This window comes from Alphaproteobacteria bacterium PA2 (genome assembly GCA_002256425.1).
Taxonomy (GTDB): domain Bacteria; phylum Pseudomonadota; class Alphaproteobacteria; order Caulobacterales; family Caulobacteraceae; genus Phenylobacterium.
This window is the reverse complement of record NKIZ01000001.1, coordinates 2,800,283-2,821,533: the sequence shown is the minus strand read 5'-3', so window position 1 is coordinate 2,821,533 and position 21,251 is coordinate 2,800,283. Positions and strand designations below refer to the sequence as shown.

Genomic DNA, 21,251 nt, shown 5'->3' with positions numbered 1-21,251 from the left:
GGGAGTCGGGGATGGAAAAGACCGCGCGGTCTTACGCGACGGCGGACAGGCTCGCCAGAGGCGCAGCGTCGCCAGGCTGGCGATAAGCCTTGCCGAACCGGTTGGCCAGGAAGTCGCTCAGCGCAATCTCCTCCTGCCGCACATAGCCCGACTGGGGCAGGTGACCCTGGACCAGCAGGTCAAGCACCGTGCAGATCCCGGCGGCGGTGGTGATCTGGATGGCGCTCCAGAAGTGGGCGCCGTGATGCTCGCCCAGTACCCGGCCGGCATAGCTCTCCTGCATCAGCCGGCCATTGCGCCAGCCCGAGGCGGTGACAAAGAACACCACCACGTCCTGCTCGGTGCCGGGCACCGCGCCTTCCAGCACGTCCTTCAGCAGGCCCCGGCGGGAGCGCAGGTCCAGGTCGTTGAGCAGGGTGCGCATCAGGGCGCAGTGGCCGGGATAGCGGATGGACTTGTAGTTGAGGTTCTTCGCCTTGCCGGCCAGGACCTCGGCCAGGGAGCCCAGACCGCCCGAGGTATTGAAGGCCTCATAGGTCACGCCGTCCAGGCTGAAGGTTTCCAGACCCTCCAGGGCCTCGACCTCCCGCAGTTCCCCGTCCACCAGGGCCTCGCAGGGCTCGCAGTATTCGTTGATCACGCCCTCGGTGGACCAGGTCAGATTATAGCCCAGGGAGTTGGACGGATAACGGGGCAGGGCGCCGACCCGCAGGCGCAGTTCCTCCACCCGGTCAAAGCCCCGGGCCACTTCGGCGCCGGCGATGGAGATGAAGCCGGGGGCCAGGCCGCACTGGGGGATGAAGGCGGTCTTGGCGCCCCTGGCCAGGTCCTTGACCTTGCGGGTAGTGGCCACGTCCTCGGTCAGGTCCAGATAGTGGCAGCCCATCCGGGCCGCGCCCTCGGCGACCCTGCCGGTCAGGTGGAAGGGGGCGGCCGACAGGACGGCGAAGGCGCCCTTGAGCACGGCGTCCAGGGCGGCAGGGTCGGCCACATCGGCGACCACACCGGAAACCTTGGGGTGTTTGGGCAGGAGGGCCAGGGCCTCGGCGGCGCGGTCCACGACCTTGACCGCATAGTCGCTGGAATCCGCCAGCATTTCCGCAATGACCGAACCGATCTTGCCGCCGCCGATGACAACTATGTCCTTCATGGTCTTCCCTCCCAGGATGGTGATCGGTGATCGTCTCCTGTGGGCGTGTCAATTTGAACAGACAGAGCGCCCGAACTGACCTATTTTGCCTGACATTATGCCCAATCAGACTGACGAAACGCAGATTGACGCCCGGGACCTGGAGCTGATCCGCCTGCTCCAGGCCGACTCGCGCCTGTCCGCCGCCACCCTGGCCCGGCGGCTGGGGGTGTCGCGGACCACGGTCCAGACCCGGATTGACCGGCTGATCAGCCGCGGGGTCATCGGCGCCTTCACCATCCGCTTAGGCGAAGCTGCCCAGGCCCGCCGGGTCCGCGGCCACGTCCTGGTTACAGCCGCCCCCAAGGCCGCCGCCCACATAGAAGCCGCCCTGCGCACCCTGCCGGAGGTGGAGTCCCTCCACTCGGTCTCCGGCCCCTTCGACATGATCGTCGAGGTGGCGGCGGGTAGTATCGAAGATCTGGACCGGGTGCTGGACGCCATCGGCATGATCGACGGGGTTGAGCGGACGACCAGCTCGATCATCCTGTCGACGCGGATACGGCGGTAGGGTCCGAGAGGGTCATGGAGCGTCTCGACAATATGCGTCTGGCGCCTGAAGCTGACCTGGGCGCACGCCAGCGCCTTCCATCCGACCTTTAAGACAAGGGGCAAATCCATGACCGACAAAGCCAAACCACCGACCTGGTTCTGGATTGCTGCCGTCGTCCTGGTGCTCTGGGAAGTGATGGGCTGTTTCAGTTGCGTCCAGCAGATCAGGCTGGGGGCGGCGGCCATGGGGCCGGTGGATGACTGGTCGCTCAAGTACTACGCGGCCCTGCCTGTCTGGTATAACGGCGTCTATGCCATCGCCACCTTCGGCGGGCTGCTGGGCGGCCTCGCCCTCTTGCTGCGCAACAGCTGGGCGACCCGGCTGTTCTGGGTCTCATTCGTCGCCATCATTGTCATGTTTGGCTATGCCTTCGCGGCGACCGACCTTTTGGCGCACAAGGGCTGGGGCCAGGTCCTGCCCTTCCCCTTGTTCATCGCCGCCGTCGGCGCATTCTCGATCTGGTTCGCCGGGTTCTGCGCACGAAAGGGCTGGATCACAGCCTGACCCCGGTGCGCCGATCAGGCCATGGACCTGTGGCCTGCTCTCCCAACGCGGATAAGCCCGCCATCACCGGTCAGATCAAGCCGGCCTCCCGCAGAGCCCGCGCATAGGTCCGGCTGACCGGGACGACCGCCCCGCTTTTCAGGGTCAGGCTTGCGCGACCATTTCCCCGGGACGCTGTCGCAATTGCGGATTTGGCGACCCACCAGGACCGATGAACCTGCGCGCCCTCCAGGCCCTCAAGTTCGCCCAGCGCGTCGGCCAGTCGCATCAGGATCAGGTCCTGGCCCCGGCTGGTGTGCAGGCGCAGATAGTGATCATCTGCCTCAACAGCGAAGATTTCGCCCCCCCGCAGTTTCTCGGGCAGTCGGTCCAGGAAAACCGACGGGCTTGCAGAGATCCCGCTGGCGTGGGTCTCGAAGGGGCGCTTCTGGGACAACACTGTCAGGGCGGTCATCCCGAGAGACACGGTCAGCACCGCGGGAAAATGATTGACGATCGACATCAGGTTTAGCTGCCGATCAAAAGCTGCGCCGACGGCGAGCCAGACGACGACGCTGAGGGGCGGGGTGATCAGCAAGGCTGTGAGGACGGCCCAAAGCCAGGGCCGTTGCTCGAACATCTCCAGCCGTCCGGCGAAAAGTGTCACAGCGTGGCCGATCAGGGTCCCGGCGAACATCAGTCCGACCCAGAAGACCAGCCGGACCTGCAGGGACGCTTCCTGGGTTCCCAGGGCGCCGATGAGCGCCATGAAGACTCCGGTGGCCAGGGCGACCGCCACCTCGCGCCAAACGCTCAGACGGCTGTTCACTGGCGAAGCGCCAACGAACAGGGATGTCAGTTTGCGAAACAAAGCTGCTGGCTGGCGAGTCTCAGTCGGCACGCCGTTTTGCCTCCCGATAGACCTGTCGCATCGCTAATCCAGACACAGAGAGCTTCCCGATGACCCTTCGCCCGATTGAGCCCGCTCACCTCCTCAAGTCAATCTTGCTGCTGGGAACTGTTTGCAGCTTCCTGATGATCACGCCGGCCGCCCTGGCTACGGAGGCTCCCACCGGAACCCTCACCGTCACCTTCGAGGGTGTGAAGACCAGGACCGGCGCAGTCTTGCTTTCCCTGGCGGGCAGTGCCGAGGCCTATGACGACAAGGCGCCGCCCTCCGGTCAGGCCATGGTCCCCGCCACCGGCGAAACCATCACCGCCACCTTTACGGGCCTGACGCCGGGACGCTACGCCATCAAGGCGTTCCATGACGTGAATGGCGACGGAAAGATGGGCGCCAACCCCTTCGGCATGCCCACCGAGCCCTTCGCCTTCTCCAACAATGCCCACGGGGTGATGGGGCCCGCAAAATGGCCGGACGCTTCATTCGAGGTGAAGGCCGGCGCCAATGCCCAGACCATCTCCATTGATTGATCCAGGACTCGGGAGCTCCGCCATGAACCGCCGCAATCTGCTTCAATCCCTGTCGGGCGTCGCCCTCGCCAGCCTGGTCACGCCTGAGCTGGCGCAGGCCAGGGCCCAACTCAATCGCGCCTCCAGCTTCGACTGGCGATTGGGGTTCGCCGATCTGGAAGCTGACATCGCCCCCACCGCCATGCGCCGGATCTCGGGGCGCGCGCCGGTCGACCTGGCGGGTAGCCTCTATCGCAACGGCCCTGGCAAGTTCCATCGTCCGGGGGGCTCGGTTGATCACTGGTTTGACGGCGATGGTCTGATGCGCGCCTTCCGGGTGGCGGACGGCGAGGCGACGCTGACGGCGCGGTTTGTGGATACGCCCAAGCGCAGAACCGACACAGCCGCAAACGCCGTGGTCACCCCAGGGTTCGGCACGGCTGCGAAACCTGGCGCGCGGGTGGAATCCAATGACGACGTCAACGGCGCCAACATCTCTGTCCTGCCGGTGGGCGATGAGGTCTGGGCCCTGTGGGAGAGCGGCTCCCCCTTCGCCATGGATGCAGGAAACCTGTCCACCAGGGGCATGAAGACCCTGCGGCCCGACCTCGCCCACGTTCCCTTCCTGGCCCATCCGCGCATCGACGCCAATGGCGATGTCTGGAGCCTGGGTGTGTCCGGCGACAAGGCCATTGTCTGGCGCCTGGCCCGCGACGGGTCTTTGAAGTCGGCTGACCTCGTCGACCTGCCGATGGCCAGCTATGTCCACGACTTCACCGCGTCCGAACGCTACCTGATCCTGATCCTCCAGCCCTGGGTTCAGGACCGCATGGTCCTTCCCTATGTCGACAGCTTCTCGTGGCGTCCCGGGCTGGGGACCAAGGTCCTGGTCCTCGACAAGAGCGATCTCAGCAAACGGCGCGTCTTCGACCTCCCGGCCTTCTTCGCCTTCCACTATGGCGACGCCTGGGAAGAGACCGACGGAACCCTGCGGTTTGATGGGTGCGTCAGCGCCGACCCCAGCTTCGCCATCCATAACGGCCGCAACCTGATGAAGGGCAGATGGACTTCCGAGCCGAGCCCGATCCTGACCCTGTTCGTGCTCTCGCCTGACGGCAAGGCGCGGATGGAGGCAACCGGGGTCGCCGCCGAATTCCCGCGCACCAACCAAAGACTGGCCGGGTCAGCTCGCCGCTATACCTTCTACGCCACAGGCGCCGGCGGCCAGGGACCGCTGTTCAACGGCCTGGCGACCCATGACTGGAAGACCGGCAAGTCCGATGTCTATGACTTCGGAGAGAGCCACCTGATGGAGGAGGCCGTTTTCGTGCCGCGCCCTGCGGGGTCTGCGGAACTCGACGGCTGGCTCCTGGCGCCCAGTGTCAACCTGCTGACCCGCGCCACCGAACTCCATGTCTTCGACGCCGGCCATGTGGCTGCAGGCCCGATCTGCACCTGGCGGGCCAATGTCGTCCTGCCGGTCAGCCTGCATGGAGCCTTTGTCGCTGTTTGAGGCTAGACCTCTCGCACCCGTCTCAACGGCGACATCAAACCGATCAGCGGGATCACCAGGAACCCTGCGGCTGCAATGAGCAGGGTCTCCCTGACCCCCAGCACGGTCCCCAGCCAGCCACCGAACAGGGCGCCGGGTATGGCCACCAGGCCTGCGCTGGCCTGGAAGGCGCCGGCCACCCGGCCCAGTACAGCCTGGGGCATGATGCCCTGACGCAGGGTGGCCATCAGCATCCAGGCGGCGCCTCCGAAAGCGTCCCCGGTGATCTGGGTCAGGATCATGACGGTCATGGCGCCGCCGCGGTCGGTGGGCGCCGTGGCGATCATCAGGGCCGACAGGCTGGCGCCGGTGATGGTGGCGATGATGGCCGGGCCCATGCCGATCCTGCGCGCCAGCCAGGGCCCCAGCCAGGCGCTGATCAGGGCGCCGACCCCGCCCATGGCGATGGCCAGGCCCAGCAGGCTGGTGGGCAGGTGCAGGGTCCGCAGGGCGAATAGGATGTAGAGGGCGCCGAACACTCCGCCGAACAGGCCCTGGATCAGACCCATGAGCAGCAGTGCGCGGACCCGGGGCTCGCCCCAGGACAGGCGCAGGCCCTCGCTGATCTCGGCGGTCCAGTGCTGGGGCGGCGGGATTTCCGGCGGCGGCTCCTTTTCGCGGATGCCCATCAGGATGAGGCCCGAGGCCAGATAGGTGCCGGCATTGACCGCCAGGGCGAAGGGGGCGCTGAGCCACTGGAACAGAATTCCGGCCAGGGCTGGGCCACCGGTTTCGGCCACGGCTTCGGTGGAGGCCAGGCGGGCGTTGCCGTCCATCAGCCGCTCGGCGCCGATCAGGCCGGGCAGATAGGCGTGGCTGGCCATGTCGAAGAGGACGCTGGCGGCGCCCACCAGGGCTGCGACCAACAGGACCTGGGGCAGGGCGAGAACATGAAAGGCGGCGGCCAGGGGAATGGTCAGCAGGACCAGGGTGCGGAAAAGATCTGCCCCTACCAGCACGGGGCGGCGAGCCCGGCTGTCGACAAACCGCCCGGCGGCCAGGCCGGTCAGCACGGCTGCGCCGCTGGCTATGGCGGAGAGGGCGCCCAGCCCCGAAGCCGGGGCGGCCAGGGTTGTGACGGCCAGTATGGGCAGGCCTTCGCGGGTAATGCGGGCGCCGAAGGCGGAAATGGCCTGGGCAGCCCAGAGGCGGGCGAAGGCCGGGTGGCGCCAGAGCGCGGGTGATTGGGTCATGGAAACCTGAAGCGGTCAGCAGGGCTGTATCCCGGCTGGCCCTCAGGCCAGGGGAGCGAAGATCGAGCGCCATTGTGCGCCGCCTCGCGCGCTCGATGGCCTGACTATCAGGGGAGGTCGTGCGCCGGTCAATGCCTAGCCAAGGGCGTCAGCTAGTAGACGATGCGAGTCCGGTCACTATCGCTACCGCAGTCTTCTTGGACCCAGCGCATGCCCCGAGCGGTTATATTGGCCTTTTCCCGGGCGATGTCCGTATTGCTGAGGCAGGGCAGGACCTGGGTCATGGGTAACCTCTGGTCCGCGGCCAGGGCCATCACGAACTTGGCGATGCTCTGCCTCATCATTTGGAAATCCGCCTGTTTGGCGCGGACGAACCCGTCGCGGGATCCAAAGCCTGATCTCGCCAGGTCACCATTGAGGGTGTGGGCCCTGACTTCAGCATGGTCGCCGAAGAGGTTGTTTGACGCGACGAAGTTGCCGGGTCTGACGAAAAGCGCAGCGTCGATCGGGGCGCCGATAACCGTGCCGGCGATCAGCGCGTCTTCTTCATTCAGGCCAACGAACCTGGCCCGGAAGTCGGATTCAACGGGGCTCTGGAATGCGATCTGCCCTGTGCGGCGATCGATAATCCGGTAGATGGCGCGACTGCGGCTTTCCAGCGTCACGCCAACTGGCGATGTCCGGAGTTCCGTAAACTCGATCTGGAGACCATAGCGGGCCGAAATGGCTGTCGGCGCTGACATACTGGAGTCTTCAAGGGCTTTCTGTAGCTGGGGTCTGAAGGCGCTCTGGTTGGCTTCCGCAAACCAGTGGGAATACTTGGACATTCCCGAAATATAGTCGATCACCACGGTGTGGTAGAACGGGTGGCCGGGAGGCACGGCAAAGACCAGAGCGTTGGGAACCGGCGGCCGCTGCAGATCAAGGGCCGTGCGGTGCGACGCGCAGGCCGACAGTCCAAGGCACAAAACGGCGAAAAGCCAGATCGAACGACGCATCCTAAACCCCCGGTTCACCGCGTTTCTAAGGGCGCAAGGGATAAGGTTTCGTTACGCACTCTTGGGTTGTTTGAGCCTGAAATTCTGCGATGTGGTTTGCGCCCTGTGTCACGCCGACTAGTCTGACCCCATGTGCGACACCCTCACCGCCCTGTCCGCCGCCAGCGCCAATGGCGCGGCTCTGTTCGCCAAGAACAGTGACCGCGAGCGCAATGAGGCCCAGGTTCTGGAGGTCCATCCTCCCCGACAGGGCGGCGGCGACCTCAGGGCCACCTACATCACCATCCCTGACGCCCCGCGCACCCACGCCTACCTGCTCAGCCGGCCCTTCTGGATGTGGGGGGCGGAGATGGGGGCCAATGACCGCGGCGTAGTGATCGGCAATGAGGCCCTGCATGCCAGGACCCCCGCACAGAGACGCCGCGCCCTGATCGGCATGGATCTGGTCCGCCTGGGCCTTGAGCGCGGAGGCTCGGCCGCCGAGGCCCTTGAGGTGATCATCACCCTGCTGGAGCGCCACGGCCAGGGGGGCGACTGCGGTCATCTGGGTCGGTTCTATTACCAGAACGGCTTCATCATCGCCGACCGATCAGAGGCCTATGTCCTGGAAACCGTTGGCCGTGACTGGGTGGTAGAGCGGGTGAGGGATCGCCGGTCCCTCTCCAACGCCTACAGCATCGGCGCGGGCTTCGACGCCATCAGTCCGGGGCTTCAGGCGCAGGGGCAGGGGCGGTTCGATGTCGCCGCCCATCTGATCGATGAGGCCCGGGACGCCGTCAGCTTTGGTCGGGGCCGCTGCGCCCGGGGTCAGACCCTGCTGGACGACGTCCCGGCCCTGACGCCATCGGCCATGATGGCCATCCTGCGCGACCATGGCGAAGCGACCGACTGGAGCCCGGCTAATACGACGGGTCGCACCATCTGCATGCACGCCGCTGAGGGCCCCCGCCGCAGTCAGTCCGTGGCGTCCATGGTTTCAGAGCTGGGCAATGAGCAGGCGGTCCACTGGGTGACCGGAACCTCGGCGCCCTGCCTCAGCCTGTTCAAGCCGGTGATCCTGGGGGTCGGCCCCACGGACTTCGGGCCGACGCCATCAGATCACCGGGATGAGGCCAGTCACTGGTGGCGGCACGAAGCCTTCCACCGCCGGGCGCTCAAGGACTTCCACGAGGTCCAAGCCGCCATAGCTGCAGAACGCGACGCCATTGAGACCGACTTCCAGACCCGGATCGCCCTGGCGCCGGACGCCCCGACCATAGCCGGCTGTTGGCGCGAGGCGGCCCGGGTCGAGGCCCGTTGGGCCGCCATGCTGAGCCCGGCCCGCTGGCCCGCTACGCCCTATGGTCGCAGCTGGGCTCGCCTGGACCAGGTCTGCGACAGGGTCTAGGCTTTCCTGATTACGCGCACGGGAGCCGCAAACCGGGTCCCACTTTTCGGCGTGCACTTACCCCATCGGGTACATGATTTCCTTCGAGACCGCGTCGATCTTGGCCATGACCTCAGGGCTCAGATTGATGTCGGCGGCCGCGAAGATATCGGCCAGCTGGTCCTCGTGGGTCACACCGACAATGGTCGAGGCGACGAAGTCGTGCTGCTTGCTCCAGGCGGTAGCCATGGTCACCAGGGACATGCCGGCTTCCTGGGCGATGGCGCCGAAACGTTCGGTAGCCGCCAGGCTCTTGTCGTTGACGAAGCGCTTGGCCATGACTGCCTGACGGCCGCCCAGCTTGAGGTAGTTGGAGAACCGAGCGCCGTCCGGGGTGGCGCCGCCATTGTACTTGCCCGACAGGACGCCGCCGGCCAGGGGCGAGTAGGGGATGGAGGAGACTCCTTCCTGCAGGCAGACCTGGGCCAGGTCGTCCTCGAAGCGGCGGTTGTTCATGCTGTGATTGTTCTGGATGGTTTCGAACCGGGCCAGGCCCCGCTGTTCCGAAACCGACAGGGACTTCATCAGGCCCCAGCTGGTTTCGTTGGAGCAGCCGATGATCCGCACCTTGCCTTCACGGACCAGATCATCGAGGGCCTCCAGGGCATGCTCATAGCCGGTGCCATGGTCGGGCCAGTGGGTCTGGTAGAGGTCGATATAGTCGGTGCCCAGGCGCTTGAGGCTGGCCTCGACAGCGCGCATGACATTGTGGCGGTCCAGGGCGGTCATGCCGGCCCGCTGAGCCGACTTGATCCAGCCGTGGCTGGGGCCGCTGACCTTGGTGGCGATGATCACTTCGTCCCGGCGCTTGGTCTTCAGCCAGCGGCCGACGATTTCCTCGGTGGTGCCAGCCCAGTCCTCGCGGGGCGGGACGGGATAGTTTTCCGCAGTATCGAAGAAGTTGATCCCGGCCTCGAGGGATCGGTCGAGGATCCTGTGCGCCATTTTTTCATCGGCGCTCGAGCCGAAAGTCATGGTGCCCATGCAGATCTTGGAGACGACGATGGGGCTGCGGCCCAGGCGCTTGGTTTGCATGCTGAAATACCTCGGAGGTGGCGTGGCGGCGACGGGGCCGGAAATGCTGGATGGCTGATACGCAGGCATATGGTCCAAGGCAAGCCGCCGAGGCAGCCTGACCCCTCCCATATTTTCTGGGAGCGGCTAAGGTCGGCATGTTCAAGCCCTGTGAGGTCCGACCATGCCTGCTGATTTTGGCGACAACCAACCCGACATGTCGGCCTTCTGGATGCCCTTTACCGCCAACCGGCAGTTCAAGGCCCAGCCCCGCCTGCTGAGCGAGGCCAGCGGCATGTACTACAAGACACCGGACGGAGACCGGGTTCTGGACGGCTGTGCAGGCCTCTGGTGCGTCAATCTCGGCCACGGCCGGGTCGAGATCGCCGACGCCGTCCATCGCCAGCTCATGACCCTGGACTATGCTCCCAACTTCCAGATGGGCCATCCCCTGGTCTTTGAATTCGCCCAGGCCCTGACGAAGATCGCCCCGCCAGGTCTGGACCGCATCTTCTTCACCAATTCAGGATCGGAGTCCGTTGATACCGCTCTCAAGATCGCCATGGCCTTTCACCGGGCCCGGGGGGAGGGCCAAAGGGTCCGTCTGATCGGGCGCGAGCGGGGTTATCACGGGGTCGGCTTTGGCGGCCTGTCCGTGGGCGGCCTGGTCAACAACCGCCGGGCCTTCGCCACCCTGCCGGCGGTCAGTCACCTGCCCCACACCTGGGATGTCGGGATGAACGCCTTCAGCAAGGGCCTGCCCCCGCATGGCGCCGAAAAGGCCGATGAGCTGGAGCGCCTGGTGGCGTTGCACGGCGCCGAGACCATAGCCGCCGTAATTGTCGAGCCTGTGGCGGGGTCAACCGGCGTCCTGCCGCCGCCGGTGGGCTATCTCAAGCGCCTGCGGGACCTCTGCGACAAACACGGAATCCTGCTGATCTTCGATGAAGTCATTACCGGCTTTGGCCGTCTTGGCGCTCCCTTCGCGGCCCAGGCCCTGGGGGTGGTTCCCGACATCATGACCACGGCCAAGGGGCTGACCAATGCGGCCATTCCCATGGGCGCGGTCTTTGTGGACCGGAAGGTGCACGACGCCATCGTCCAGGGACCGGAAGCCACCATCGAGTTCTTCCACGGCTTCACCTATTCCGGCCACCCGGCGGCCTGCGCGGCGGGCATGGCCTGTCTGGACATCTATCTGGGCGAGGGGATTTTCGACCGCGTAGCCAGGCTGTCGCCGGTCTGGGAGGAGGCCCTGCACAGTCTGCGCGGCAAGCCCCATGTCACCGACATCCGCAATCTGGGCCTGATGGGCGCCCTCGATCTGGCACCCCGCGAAGGCGAGCCGGGGGCCAGGGGCTATGAGGTGCTGAACCGCTGCCTGAAGGCCGGACTGCTGGTCCGCTATACCGGCGACACCATAGCCCTCTCACCGCCGCTCATCGTGTCTGAGGATGAGATCGCCAGGATCATTGAAATCCTGGGCGGGGTGCTGGACGAGGTGGCCTAGGCGACGGTGAGCGAATAGCCCAGTCGCGGGACGTGGACATTGATCTGACCGAGGCCTTCAACATCGCGGGCGACGGTCAGGCTGTAGGGGGTCGACCCTGCAAAGACGCCGATGATCGGGTCCCGGCCATAGTCGGTGGCGGCGAGGCGCACGGTCCTGCCCTTCAGGTCGGCGTCGGACGCCAGGATCGAAGACGCCTCCGGGGCAGATGCCCTGGCGACATCAAGGGCCCCGCTTCGCGACAGTGAGGCGCGCTGGCCGTGGCCAATCGCCTTCACCCGATCATACCAGGCGTCAAATCCGGCAAGGTCGTCAAACCGGTCAGCCAGACCCGGCGCAAAGGACCGGAGGAACCAGAAATTGTAATAGGCTGCGGCGTCCGCAAGACAGGGTTCGGCGCCCGCCAGGAAGGCCCCGCTGTCGGCGAGTTGCTGGGCGAGCAGGGCGGCGTGGGCCTTGATCTGTGTCAGAGCGAAGGGGGCGACCGCCTTCATCGCCGCCAGGTTAAAGGGCTGGCCTGAAAGCGCCTCGCGATCCTTGACGAAGGCCGGATCCACCCGATCGCCGATAGAGCCGAAAATCGCTGGAACCGCCGACTGGAAGACCGACTTGTCGGACCATTGCTCGATCGCATTGACCATGCCCTGGAGGCCGGCCGGATAGAGCGGCTTCTGCGGGAAGCGCCGCTCAAGCTCACGGACGATCAGCTGGCTGTCGCAATAGATGTCCGCACCGATCTGCAGGACCGGAATGCGGCGATAGCCGCCCGTCAGGGGTGTCAGATCAGGCTTGGGCATGATGGTGGGCTGGTCCACCGCGCTCCAGGCCAGGCCCTTGATGCCCAGGCAGATCCGCACCTTCTCCGAGAAGGGCGAGGTATCGTACTGGTGCAGAAGGATGTCGGACATTGCGTGAGCCTCCGGGCTAGACCTGATCAGCGATTTCGGCAGCCAGGCCCGCATACCCCGCCGGGGTCAGGGCCAGCAGGCGGGACTTGGCTTCCGCGCCAATATCGAGCGCCTGGACGAAGGCGGCCATGTCCGTCGGCGTCAGGCGATGGCCGCGGGTCAGGTCCTTGAGCAGGGCGTAGGGATCGGAGATCTTCGAGCGGCCCGCGGTGATTTCCGCGCGGATCACGGTCTGGATGGCTTCGGCCAGAACTTCCCAGTTGGCGTCCAGGTCGGCGGCCAGCAGGTCCCCGGCCAGGGAGACTTCGCCCAGGCCGCGCTGCAGGTTGTCCAGGGCCACCAGGGAGTGACCCAGCGCGACGCCGATATTGCGCTGGGTGGTGGAGTCCGTCAGGTCCCGCTGCAGGCGGGAGGTGACCAGGGTCTGGGCCATGGTCGCCAGCAGGCCCGAGGCGATCTCCAGATTGGCCTCGGCGTTCTCGAACCGGATCGGATTGATCTTGTGCGGCATGGTCGAGGACCCCGTCGCCCCCGCCACCGGGATCTGGGTGAAATAGCCCATGGAGATATAGGCCCACATGTCCGTGGCCAGGTTGTGCAGAACGCCGCCCGCATGGCGGATACGGTCATAGAGCTCGACCTGCCAGTCATGGGACTCGATCTGGGTCGTCACCGGATTGAAGCCGATCCCCAGGGACTCGATGAATTCCCGGGACAGGGTCCGCCAGTCGACATCCGGGGCGGCGGCCAGATGGGCCGACCAGGTGCCAGTCGCGCCGGAGAACTTGGCCAGGTATTCCACAGCCTCGATCTGCCGGCCAACGCGCTGCAGCCGCCAGGCGAAGACGCCGATCTCCTTGCCCATGGTGGTAGGGGTGGCGGGCTGGCCGTGGGTGCGGGCTAGCATGGCGGCGTCCCTGTGGGCATGGGCCATGTCGCGCAGGGATGCGATGACGCCCTTCAGCCTGGGCAGCCAGACCAGCTTTACGGCCCGCTGGACGGTGAGGGCGTAGGAGGCCGAGTTGATGTCCTCGCTGGTGCAGGCGAAGTGGGTCAGTTCAGCAATGGCGCCCAGGCCCAGGGTCTCCAGCCGGTCACGGACCAGATACTCCACCGCCTTGACGTCGTGGCGGGTGACGGCCTCCTTGTCGGCCAGCCATTTGATCTCCGCCGGCCCGAACTCGCCATAGAGCGCCCGCAGGCTGGTCTTGTGGTCGGCGCCGAGCGGTGAGGATCCGAACAGGGACCGGTCTGTCAGGGCGATCAGCCACTCGACCTCGACCTCGAGCCGGGCCCGGTTCAGTCCCGCTTCCGACAGATAGTCGCCAAGGGCGGTGACGGCGGCGCTGTAGCGGCCATCCAATGGGCTCAGGGGCTGTGGGGGCAGAGAGGTCACATGGTCTCCGGGGTGCGGCGGTTCCGATGGCCCGGCGGTTACCACGGATCGGACCCCTTGCCCAATCCCCGGACTCTCCCGCTATAGTCCCAGCCTTCTCCCGGAGACCGCCATGTCCAAGACCGTCCTGATTTCCCATGAAATGCTGGGGGGCCTGCAAGGCCGGCTGGAGGCCGAGGGGTATGAGGTTGTCCGGCGCTGGGACATGAGTCTGGAGCAGGCGGGCCGGGTCGAGGCCATTGTCCATGTGGGCGAGAACCATCTGACCCATGAATTCCTGAAATTCCTGCCGGCGCTTAAGCTGATCGCCAATGTCAGCGTCGGTTATGACGGGGTGGACGTGCCCTGGTGCACCGAGCATGGCATAGCCGTCACCCATGCGGAGGGGCTGAACGCCGAGGATGTGGCCGATGTGGCCATGGGCCTGATGATCGGCGCCTGGCGCAACCTGTTGGCCGGGGACGCACAACTGCGGGCCGGCAAGTGGAGCCAGGAGTCGCGCATGCGGCCGCCCCGGGGCCTGCGCGGCCTGAAGATGGGCATTATGGGCCTGGGCCATATCGGGCAGGCGGTCGCTGTCCGGGCCGAAGCCTTCGGTATGGAGGTCGCCTGGTGGGGTCCCAATCCCAAGCCGGATGCGAAATGGCCGAGGGCCGAAACCCTGCTGCAGCTGGCCCAGGACAGCGACATTCTGGTGGTGGCCTGCAAGGCCGATGTTTCCAACCGCCAGGCGGTGTCGGCCCAGGTGATCGATGCGGTTGGTCCGGACGGCATGATCGTCAATGTGGCCCGGGGCTCGGTCATTGATGAGGACGCCCTGATCGACGCCCTCAAGGCCGGAAGGCTGGGCCGGGCGGGCCTCGACGTCTTCGCCGTGGAGCCGACGCCGCCCGAGCGCTGGGCCGACGTGCCCAACACCTTCCTGACGCCCCACACGGCCGGGGGCACGACCAATTCCCTGCCCCTGATGATCGGCCAGTGCTTCGAGAACCTGCGCCTGCACTTTGCGGGAGAGCCCCTGTCGAGCCCGGTTTATTCCTGACGGACCGCCGCCCGTTCACGATCCATTTTTCAGTTGGTGGTGTATACGGGACCAGCCTCGCTCACCGGTCCATGTTAACTTGACATAAAGACATAAAGATATCTTTATGTGACCCATGAGTTTGACGGCGAATCAAACGGTTGAGGTCTTGCGGGCGGCGGGGGAGCCATCGCGCCTGCGTATCCTCGCCCTGCTGTCACGGGAAGAGCTGGCCGTCCTCGAACTGTGCAAGATCCTGGACCAGAGCCAGCCCCGGGTGTCGCGGCACCTGAAGCTGCTGGCCGACGCCGGTCTGGTGGAGCGGTTCCCCGATGGCGCCTGGGTCTTTTACCGGCTGGCGGCTGGGGGCGAGGCCCGTGGCCTGGCTGACGACATTCTGGGGCGTACCGAGGATCAGGACCCGGTCCTGGCCCGGGATTTCGAGCAATTGCAGGCGGTGCGGGCCGAACGGTCCTCGGACGCCGACGCCTATTTCGCCCGCAATGCGGCGCGCTGGGACGAGATCCGGTCGCTCTATGTTTCGGAAGCTGCCGTGGAGGCGGCGATCCTTGAGGCTGTGGGTCCTGATCCTGTCCGGCGTCTGGTGGACCTTGGCTCCGGCACCGGACGTATGCTGACCCTGCTTGCTCCCCGGGCGGCGACGGCGGTTGGGCTCGATCTCTCCCAGCAGATGCTGAACATAGCCCGCACCCATGTGGCCGAGGCCGGGCTGAAGGCCTGCGAGCTGCGTCATGGGGACATTTTTGACACCCGCCTGCCGGACGGCAGCGCCGACCTAGTGGTTGTCCATCAGGTCCTGCACTATCTGGGCGACCCGGCCGCCGCAGTACGTGAGGCCGGGCGGCTGGTGGGGAAGGTGGGGCGACTGCTGATCGTCGACTTCGCGCCCCACGCCCTGGAATTCCTGCGTGAGCAGCATCAGCACCGCCGCCTCGGCTTCACCGACGCCGAGATGAGCCGCTGGCTGGAAGAAACCGGACTGTCGGAGGTGCGTATCGACGCCCTGCCGTCGGCCCGCAAGGACGGCCTGACCGTCAAGATCTGGACCGCCCAACGCGGCCAGCCGAGTAAGGGGAGTTGAGTATGAGCCAGACCAGGAGCGCTTTGGGACCGGTGGCCCGGGCCGGTGCAGGCCTCGCCAAACGACCTTCAATCTCCTTCGAGTTTTCGCCGCCCAAGACCCCTGAGGCCGAAGAGAGCCTGTGGGAGGCCATTCGCCGTCTGGAGCCCCTGAACCCGACCTTCGTCTCGGTGACCTACGGCGCCGGTGGCTCCACCCGGGACCGGACCCACCGGACGGTGGTGCGGATGCTGAAGGAGACCACGCTGAAGCCCGCCGCCCACCTGACCTGCGTCGAGGCCAGCCGGGCCGAGGTGGACGAGGTGGTCCAGGCCTACTGGGACGCAGGCATCCGGCACATTGTCGCCCTTCGCGGTGATCCCCCCGGCCAGATCGGCGGCGCCTATGTTCCCCGGGAGGACGGCTATCTCAACGCCACTGAGCTGACCAAGGGCATAAAGGCCATTGGCGATTTCGAGGTCAGCGTCAGTCTCTATCCCCAGGGTCATCCCGAAAACGCCGATCTGGACAAGGACATCGACGTCCTGAAGGCCAAGATTGACGCCGGCGCCACCCGGGCCATCACCCAGTTCTTCTATGACACAGACGGCTTCCTGCGGTTCATGGACAGGGTCCGCAAGGCCGGAGTGACCATTCCGATCTCGCCGGGGATCATGCCGGTGTCCAACTTCAAGGGCCTCAAGAAGATGGCCGCCCCCGTGGGCATCACCCTGCCGGACTGGCTGGGCAATCTGTTCGAAGGCCTGGACAAGGATCCGGAGAGCCGCAAACTCATCGCCGCCAGCGTTGCTGCGGAAATGTGCGCAGGCCTGGCCGAAGAGGGCTATTCCGACTTCCACTTCTACACCCTGAACCGGGCCGACCTGGTCTACGCCCTCTGCCGGGTGCTGGGTGTCCGCGAAACCCCGACGGAGGCTGCATGAAACCCTGGGGACTGCTGATCGCCCTGGCCGCGACCCTGCCTGCCTGGGCCGCCGGCTATCCAGCCAACTGGTCGGCGCCGACCGCGCCCTTCAGGATCGCCGACAACCTCTATTATGTCGGGACCGAGGGGATTTCGGTCTTCCTGATCACGACGCCCAAGGGGCATATCGTGATCGATGGCGCCATGCCCGGCAGCGACAAGACCATCGAAGCCAGCATCAAGGCCCTGGGCTTCAAGGTCAGTGACGTGAAGATCCTGCTGAACACCCACGGCCACTTCGACCATGCGGCCGGACTGGCCGGACTGAAGCGCGACACCGGCGCCAGGCTGATCGCCAGCGCCGCTGACCGCAAGGCCCTGGAGACCGGAACCTATCCCGGCTCGGAAGAGGTCAAGGCCCTGGACTTCGACCCGGTCAAGGTCGACCAGGTGATCGGCGATGGCGAAAAGGTCAGCCTGGGTGGCATGGTCCTGACGGCTCACATCACGCCGGGCCACACGGCTGGCTGCACCACCTGGACCTTCCCGGTAAAGGTGGACGGCAAGGTGCGCCAGGCCCTGCTCTATTGCAGCACCAGCGTCGCGGCCAACCGCCTGGTCAACAAGACCCGCGGTCCGCAGTATCCGGGCATTGTCGCCGCCTATCAGCAGAGCTTTGCACGTCTGAAAGCCATGAAGGCCGACATCTTCCTGGCGCCGCATAATGAGCAGTTCGACCTGGACGCCAAGCGGGCCAGGCTGAAGGCGGGCGGCCCCAATCCCTTCATCGATCCCACCGAACTGGCCCGGACCATCGCGGCCTCGGAAGCCGACTTCAAACGTGATCTCGCCAGACAACAGGACGCCGCCAAATGACCCGGCAAGAACGGATCGCCAAGCTGAAGGCCATATCGAAGGAGCGCGTCCTGATCCTTGACGGGTCCTGGGGCGTCATGTTCCAGAAGCGCGGCCTGACCGAGGAAGACTATCGCGGCGACCGCTTCGCCGCCCACAATGGTCAGCTCAAGGGCAATAACGACATTCTCTGCCTGACCCGGCCCGACATTGTCGCCGACCTGCACGACCAGTATTTCGCCGCCGGCGCCGACATCAGCGAGACCAACACCTTCTCGGCCACCACCATAGCCCAGGCCGACTACGACATGGGCGAAGCTGTTAATGACATCAACTTCCAGGGGGCGAAGATCGCCCGGGAGGTCGCCGATCGCTGGACCGAGAAAGAGCCGCACAAGCCGCGCTTCGTGGCCGGCTCGGTCGGGCCGCTCAACAAGATGCTGTCCATGTCTTCGGATGTGAACGACCCGGGCGCCCGGTCGGTGACCTTCGAAGAGGTCTATCAGGCCTATCGCCAGCAGATGATCGCCCTGCATGATGGCGGGGTGGACCTCTATCTGGTGGAGACCATCACCGACACCCTGAACTGTAAGGCGGCGATCAAGGCCATACTGGACCTGGAAGACGAGGGTTATGAGCCCCTGCCCATCTGGATTTCGGGCACAATCACCGACCGCTCGGGCCGGACCCTGTCGGGCCAGACCGCCGAGGCCTTCTGGAACTCGGTCAAGCACGCCAGGCCCTTCGCCATCGGCTTCAACTGCGCCCTGGGAGCCGAGCTGATGCGTCCGCACATCGCAGAGCTGGCGCGGGTCGCCGACACCCTGATCAGCGCCTATCCCAATGCGGGCCTGCCCAACGCCATGGGTCAGTATGACGAACAGCCCCACGAGACCGCCCACGAACTGCACGAGTGGGCCACGCACGGCCTGGTCAACATCCTGGGCGGCTGCTGCGGCACCACCCCTGACCACATCGCCCACGTGGCCAAGGAAGTGGCGGGCGTGACGCCGCGCCAGATTCCCGAACGTCCCAAGGCCATGCGTCTGGCCGGCCTCGAGCCTTTTGAGTTGATCTGAATGCGCCCTACCTTTGTAAACGTCGGCGAGCGGACCAATGTCACCGGCTCGGCCAAATTCCGTAAGCTGGTGGCCGAGGGCGACTATCCGGCGGCCCTGAGTGTCGCCCGCCAGCAGGTGGACGCCGGCGCCTCTATCATCGACATCAACATGGACGAAGGCCTGCTGGACTCCCAGAAGGCCATGACCACCTTCCTCAACCTGATCGCCGCCGAGCCCGATATCGCCCGGGTGCCGATCATGATCGACTCCTCCAAGTGGGAGGTGATTGAGGCTGGCCTGCAGTGCGTCCAGGGCAAGGCCATCGTCAATTCCATCTCCATGAAGGAGGGCGAAGACACCTTCCGCAAGCACGCCCGCGCCTGCCTGCGCTATGGCGCCGCCGTGGTGGTCATGGCCTTTGACGAGCAGGGCCAGGCCGACACCGCCGCCCGCAAGGTCGAGATCTGCACCCGCGCCTATCACATCCTGGTGGACGAGGTGGGTTTCCCGCCGGAAGACATCATCTTCGATCCCAACATCTTCGCCGTGGCGACGGGGATCGAGGAGCACGACAACTACGCCGTCGACTTCATCGAGGCGACGCGGGTCATCAAGCAGACCCTGCCCCATGCTAAGGTCTCCGGAGGCGTCTCCAACGTCTCCTTCAGCTTCCGGGGTAATGAGCCGGTCCGCCGGGCCATTCACGGGGTCTTCCTCTATCACGCCATTTCGGCGGGCATGGACATGGGCATCGTCAATGCGGGCGACCTGCCGGTCTATGACGACATCCCCCTGGAACTGCGGGACGCCGTCGAGGACGTCATCCTCAACCGCCCCCAGCGGGATCCCAAGCTCACCAACACCGAGCGGCTGGTGGAACTGGCGCCGAAGTACAAGGGCGGCAAGAGCGAGGCCAAGGGGCCGGACCTGGCCTGGCGCGAAGCCCCGGTTGCGGCCCGCCTGTCCCACGCCCTGGTCCATGGCCTGACCGACTACATCGAGGTCGACACCGAAGAAGCGCGCCAGGCGGCCGAGCGGCCCCTGCACGTCATTGAAGGCCCGCTGATGGACGGCATGAATGTCGTCGGCGACCTGTTCGGCGCGGGCAAGATGTTCCTGCCCCAGGTGGTGAAGTCGGCCCGGGTGATGAAGCAGGCTGTGGCCTATCTCATGCCCTATATGGAGGCCGAAAAGGCTGGCAAGCCCCGGGAGAACGCCGGGCGGATCCTGATGGCCACGGTGAAGGGCGATGTCCACGACATCGGCAAGAACATCGTCGGCGTGGTGCTCCAGTGCAATAATTACGAGGTCATCGACCTGGGCGTCATGGTCCCGGCCGACCGCATCCTCGACGAGGCCAAGGCGCACAATGTCGACATTATCGGCCTGTCAGGCCTGATCACCCCCAGCCTGGACGAGATGGTCTATGTGGCCGCCGAAATGGAGCGGCGAGGCTTCAACATCCCCCTGCTGATCGGCGGGGCGACCACGTCCAAGACCCACACGGCCGTCAAGATCGAGCCGGCCTACAAGTCGGGTTCCACCACCTATGTTCTCGACGCCAGCCGGGCAGTGGGCGTGGTGTCGGGCCTGCTGTCCAAGGACGACCGCGACCGGCTGCAGGCCGAGACCCGGGCCGACTATGTGAAGGTCCGCGAACAGTTCGCCAGGGGTCAGTCCAACCGCGCCCGCGCCACACTGGCCGAAGCGCGGGCCAATGGCTTCAAGGCCGACTGGAAGACCTATGACCCGCCAAGGCCCCGCTTCACCGGAACCCGGACCTTTGTCAGCTATGACCTGGCCGAACTGGTCAAACACATCGACTGGACTCCCTTCTTCGCCAGCTGGGAGCTGATCGGTCGCTTCCCCCAGATCCTTGAGGATGAAGTTGTGGGCGAGGCGGCCACTGACCTCTATCGCGACGCCCAGGTCATGCTGAAGAAGATCGTCGACGAGAAGTGGTTCGAGGCCCGGGGCGTGGTGGGCTTCTGGCCCGCCCAGGCCGATGGCGACGACATCGTGGTCTATGCCGACGAGACCCGGACCAGCGAACTCACCCGCCTTCACAGCCTGCGTCAGCAGATGTCCAAGGGGGAGGGCGGCCGCGCCAATGTCGCCCTGTCGGACTTCATCGCCCCGGTGGGGGGCAAGCCCGACTGGATTGGCGGCTTTGCGGTCACCGCCGGTCACGGCGAGCAGGCCATTGCCAAAAAGTTCAAGGATGCGGGGGACGACTATTCCGCCATCCTGGCCGCCGCCCTGGCCGACCGCCTGGCCGAAGCCTTCGCCGAGGCCATGCACCGCAAGGTCCGCACCGAGCTGTGGGGCTATGCCCCGGACGAGGCCTTCGATCTCGAGAAGATGATTGGCGAAGGCTATCGCGGCATCCGGCCCGCCGCCGGCTATCCCGCCCAGCCCGACCACACGGAAAAGGCCGAGCTGTTCCGGATCCTCGACGCCACCAAGGCCACAGGCATGGAGCTGACCGAAAGCTTCGCCATGAGCCCGCCGTCCAGCGTCTCGGGCCTCTACTTCGCCCATCCGGAGGCCCACTATTTTGGGGTCGGCCGGATCGAGAAGGATCAGGTCGAGGACTATGCCCGGCGCAAGGGCTGGGACCTCAAGACCGCCGAACGCTGGCTGGCGCCCATCCTGAACTATCAGCCAGCCTAG

The 21,251-nt window shown here is 65.7% G+C and carries 19 protein-coding genes and 1 pseudogene; 12 read left to right on the top strand and 8 right to left on the bottom strand.

Annotation, left to right across the window (positions count from 1 at the left end; genetic code table 11):
• Positions 1-31: 31 nt before the first annotated feature.
• Entirely contained in the window at positions 32-1,150 is a 1,119-nt protein-coding gene (locus tag CFE28_13640; GenBank protein OYU70944.1) for a saccharopine dehydrogenase, read from the bottom strand.
• 97 nt (positions 1,151-1,247) lie between these two features.
• Between CFE28_13640 and CFE28_13635 the strand changes: the two genes are divergently transcribed.
• Both CFE28_13635 and CFE28_13630 read left to right on the top strand, forming a co-directional pair.
• Entirely contained in the window at positions 1,248-1,700 is a 453-nt protein-coding gene (locus CFE28_13635) for an AsnC family transcriptional regulator (GenBank protein ID OYU70943.1), read from the top strand.
• 108 nt (positions 1,701-1,808) lie between these two features.
• Positions 1,809-2,246: a hypothetical protein gene (locus CFE28_13630; GenBank protein OYU70942.1), complete on the top strand. Its 438-nt coding sequence runs from the start codon at positions 1,809-1,811 to the stop codon at positions 2,244-2,246.
• 70 nt (positions 2,247-2,316) lie between these two features.
• Here CFE28_13630 and CFE28_13625 read toward each other — a convergent pair whose 3' ends face one another.
• The gene (locus CFE28_13625; protein OYU71713.1) at positions 2,317-2,994 is read right to left on the bottom strand and encodes a hypothetical protein; all 678 of its coding nucleotides are present in this window, start codon (positions 2,992-2,994) and stop codon (positions 2,317-2,319) included.
• A 266-nt stretch (positions 2,995-3,260) separates the two neighbouring features.
• Between CFE28_13625 and CFE28_13620 the strand changes: the two genes are divergently transcribed.
• Together CFE28_13620 and CFE28_13615 are read left to right on the top strand one after the other, a co-directional pair.
• Positions 3,261-3,659, top strand: a complete 399-nt coding sequence (locus tag CFE28_13620) for a hypothetical protein (GenBank protein ID OYU71712.1) — start codon at positions 3,261-3,263, stop codon at positions 3,657-3,659.
• A gap of 22 nt (positions 3,660-3,681) precedes the next feature.
• On the top strand, positions 3,682-5,151 hold the full coding sequence (locus tag CFE28_13615) for a carotenoid oxygenase (GenBank protein OYU70941.1): 1,470 nt from the start codon (positions 3,682-3,684) through the stop codon (positions 5,149-5,151).
• Between the two features lie 2 nt (positions 5,152-5,153).
• On the opposite strand, the gene CFE28_13610 is transcribed toward CFE28_13615, so the two are convergent.
• A complete protein-coding gene (locus tag CFE28_13610) occupies positions 5,154-6,383 on the bottom strand; it encodes an MFS transporter (GenBank protein OYU70940.1) in 1,230 nt (409 codons plus the stop codon).
• Positions 6,384-6,535: 152 nt separating this feature from the next.
• Complete coding sequence (locus CFE28_13605) at positions 6,536-7,381, bottom strand: hypothetical protein (GenBank protein OYU70939.1); 846 nt, start codon at positions 7,379-7,381, stop codon at positions 6,536-6,538.
• A gap of 130 nt (positions 7,382-7,511) precedes the next feature.
• Between CFE28_13605 and CFE28_13600 the strand changes: the two genes are divergently transcribed.
• Positions 7,512-8,768 carry a peptidase U34 gene (locus CFE28_13600; GenBank protein OYU70938.1) on the top strand — a complete coding sequence of 419 codons (1,257 nt, stop codon included), beginning with the start codon at positions 7,512-7,514 and terminating at the stop codon, positions 8,766-8,768.
• Positions 8,769-8,825: 57 nt separating this feature from the next.
• On the opposite strand, the gene CFE28_13595 is transcribed toward CFE28_13600, so the two are convergent.
• A complete protein-coding gene (locus CFE28_13595) occupies positions 8,826-9,842 on the bottom strand; it encodes an aldo/keto reductase (protein OYU70937.1) in 1,017 nt (338 codons plus the stop codon).
• Positions 9,843-10,005: 163 nt separating this feature from the next.
• Between CFE28_13595 and CFE28_13590 the strand changes: the two genes are divergently transcribed.
• Positions 10,006-11,331: an aspartate aminotransferase family protein gene (locus CFE28_13590; protein OYU70936.1), complete on the top strand. Its 1,326-nt coding sequence runs from the start codon at positions 10,006-10,008 to the stop codon at positions 11,329-11,331.
• Here CFE28_13590 and CFE28_13585 read toward each other — a convergent pair.
• The 3 genes and pseudogenes from CFE28_13585 to CFE28_13575 form a co-directional block, all read right to left on the bottom strand.
• Positions 11,328-11,972 carry a hypothetical protein gene (locus CFE28_13585; protein OYU71711.1) on the bottom strand — a complete coding sequence of 215 codons (645 nt, stop codon included), beginning with the start codon at positions 11,970-11,972 and terminating at the stop codon, positions 11,328-11,330. The two genes, CFE28_13590 and CFE28_13585, sit on opposite strands and share 4 nt — an antisense overlap.
• 24 nt (positions 11,973-11,996) lie before the next feature.
• Positions 11,997-12,293 (bottom strand): annotated as a pseudogene (locus CFE28_13580) (hypothetical protein).
• Complete coding sequence (locus tag CFE28_13575; GenBank protein ID OYU70935.1) at positions 12,256-13,635, bottom strand: adenylosuccinate lyase; 1,380 nt, start codon at positions 13,633-13,635, stop codon at positions 12,256-12,258. Before CFE28_13575 ends, CFE28_13580 begins: the two are co-directional and overlap by 38 nt.
• A 112-nt stretch (positions 13,636-13,747) precedes the next feature.
• Between CFE28_13575 and CFE28_13570 the strand changes: the two genes are divergently transcribed.
• The 6 genes from CFE28_13570 to CFE28_13545 all read left to right on the top strand — a co-directional run bounded on the left by CFE28_13570 (position 13,748) and on the right by CFE28_13545 (position 21,251).
• The gene (locus CFE28_13570) at positions 13,748-14,677 is read left to right on the top strand and encodes a hydroxyacid dehydrogenase (protein ID OYU70934.1); all 930 of its coding nucleotides are present in this window, start codon (positions 13,748-13,750) and stop codon (positions 14,675-14,677) included.
• Between the two features lie 115 nt (positions 14,678-14,792).
• Positions 14,793-15,758, top strand: coding sequence for an ArsR family transcriptional regulator (locus tag CFE28_13565; GenBank protein ID OYU70933.1), 966 nt, complete (start codon positions 14,793-14,795; stop codon positions 15,756-15,758).
• Between the two features lie 2 nt (positions 15,759-15,760).
• On the top strand, positions 15,761-16,681 hold the full coding sequence (gene metF, locus CFE28_13560) for a methylenetetrahydrofolate reductase [NAD(P)H] (protein ID OYU70932.1): 921 nt from the start codon (positions 15,761-15,763) through the stop codon (positions 16,679-16,681).
• The gene (locus tag CFE28_13555) at positions 16,678-17,538 is read left to right on the top strand and encodes a subclass B3 metallo-beta-lactamase (protein ID OYU70931.1); all 861 of its coding nucleotides are present in this window, start codon (positions 16,678-16,680) and stop codon (positions 17,536-17,538) included. Before metF ends, CFE28_13555 begins: the two co-directional genes overlap by 4 nt.
• Positions 17,535-18,596 carry a 5-methyltetrahydrofolate--homocysteine methyltransferase gene (locus tag CFE28_13550; GenBank protein OYU70930.1) on the top strand — a complete coding sequence of 354 codons (1,062 nt, stop codon included), beginning with the start codon at positions 17,535-17,537 and terminating at the stop codon, positions 18,594-18,596. Before CFE28_13555 ends, CFE28_13550 begins: the two co-directional genes overlap by 4 nt.
• On the top strand, positions 18,597-21,251 hold the full coding sequence (locus CFE28_13545; GenBank protein OYU70929.1) for a methionine synthase: 2,655 nt from the start codon (positions 18,597-18,599) through the stop codon (positions 21,249-21,251).

Excerpts from the sequence above, each read along its gene's own strand:
- CFE28_13545 (OYU70929.1), top strand. The coding sequence starts at position 18,597 with ATGCGCCCTACCTTTGTAAACGTCGGCGAGCGGACCAATGTCACCGGC.
- metF (OYU70932.1), top strand. The coding sequence starts at position 15,761 with ATGAGCCAGACCAGGAGCGCTTTGGGACCGGTGGCCCGGGCCGGTGCA.
- CFE28_13590 (OYU70936.1), top strand. The coding sequence starts at position 10,006 with ATGCCTGCTGATTTTGGCGACAACCAACCCGACATGTCGGCCTTCTGG.
- CFE28_13615 (OYU70941.1), top strand. The coding sequence starts at position 3,682 with ATGAACCGCCGCAATCTGCTTCAATCCCTGTCGGGCGTCGCCCTCGCC.
- CFE28_13550 (OYU70930.1), top strand. The coding sequence starts at position 17,535 with ATGACCCGGCAAGAACGGATCGCCAAGCTGAAGGCCATATCGAAGGAG.
- CFE28_13585 (OYU71711.1), bottom strand. The coding sequence starts at position 11,972 with ATGGTCAATGCGATCGAGCAATGGTCCGACAAGTCGGTCTTCCAGTCG.
- CFE28_13610 (OYU70940.1), bottom strand. The coding sequence starts at position 6,383 with ATGACCCAATCACCCGCGCTCTGGCGCCACCCGGCCTTCGCCCGCCTC.
- CFE28_13595 (OYU70937.1), bottom strand. The coding sequence starts at position 9,842 with ATGCAAACCAAGCGCCTGGGCCGCAGCCCCATCGTCGTCTCCAAGATC.
- CFE28_13570 (OYU70934.1), top strand. The coding sequence starts at position 13,748 with ATGTCCAAGACCGTCCTGATTTCCCATGAAATGCTGGGGGGCCTGCAA.
- CFE28_13555 (OYU70931.1), top strand. The coding sequence starts at position 16,678 with ATGAAACCCTGGGGACTGCTGATCGCCCTGGCCGCGACCCTGCCTGCC.
- CFE28_13640 (OYU70944.1), bottom strand. The coding sequence starts at position 1,150 with ATGAAGGACATAGTTGTCATCGGCGGCGGCAAGATCGGTTCGGTCATT.
- CFE28_13605 (OYU70939.1), bottom strand. The coding sequence starts at position 7,381 with ATGCGTCGTTCGATCTGGCTTTTCGCCGTTTTGTGCCTTGGACTGTCG.
- CFE28_13565 (OYU70933.1), top strand. The coding sequence starts at position 14,793 with ATGAGTTTGACGGCGAATCAAACGGTTGAGGTCTTGCGGGCGGCGGGG.
- CFE28_13600 (OYU70938.1), top strand. The coding sequence starts at position 7,512 with ATGTGCGACACCCTCACCGCCCTGTCCGCCGCCAGCGCCAATGGCGCG.
- CFE28_13630 (OYU70942.1), top strand. The coding sequence starts at position 1,809 with ATGACCGACAAAGCCAAACCACCGACCTGGTTCTGGATTGCTGCCGTC.
- CFE28_13635 (OYU70943.1), top strand. The coding sequence starts at position 1,248 with ATGCCCAATCAGACTGACGAAACGCAGATTGACGCCCGGGACCTGGAG.
- CFE28_13625 (OYU71713.1), bottom strand. The coding sequence starts at position 2,994 with ATGGCGCTCATCGGCGCCCTGGGAACCCAGGAAGCGTCCCTGCAGGTC.
- CFE28_13620 (OYU71712.1), top strand. The coding sequence starts at position 3,261 with ATGATCACGCCGGCCGCCCTGGCTACGGAGGCTCCCACCGGAACCCTC.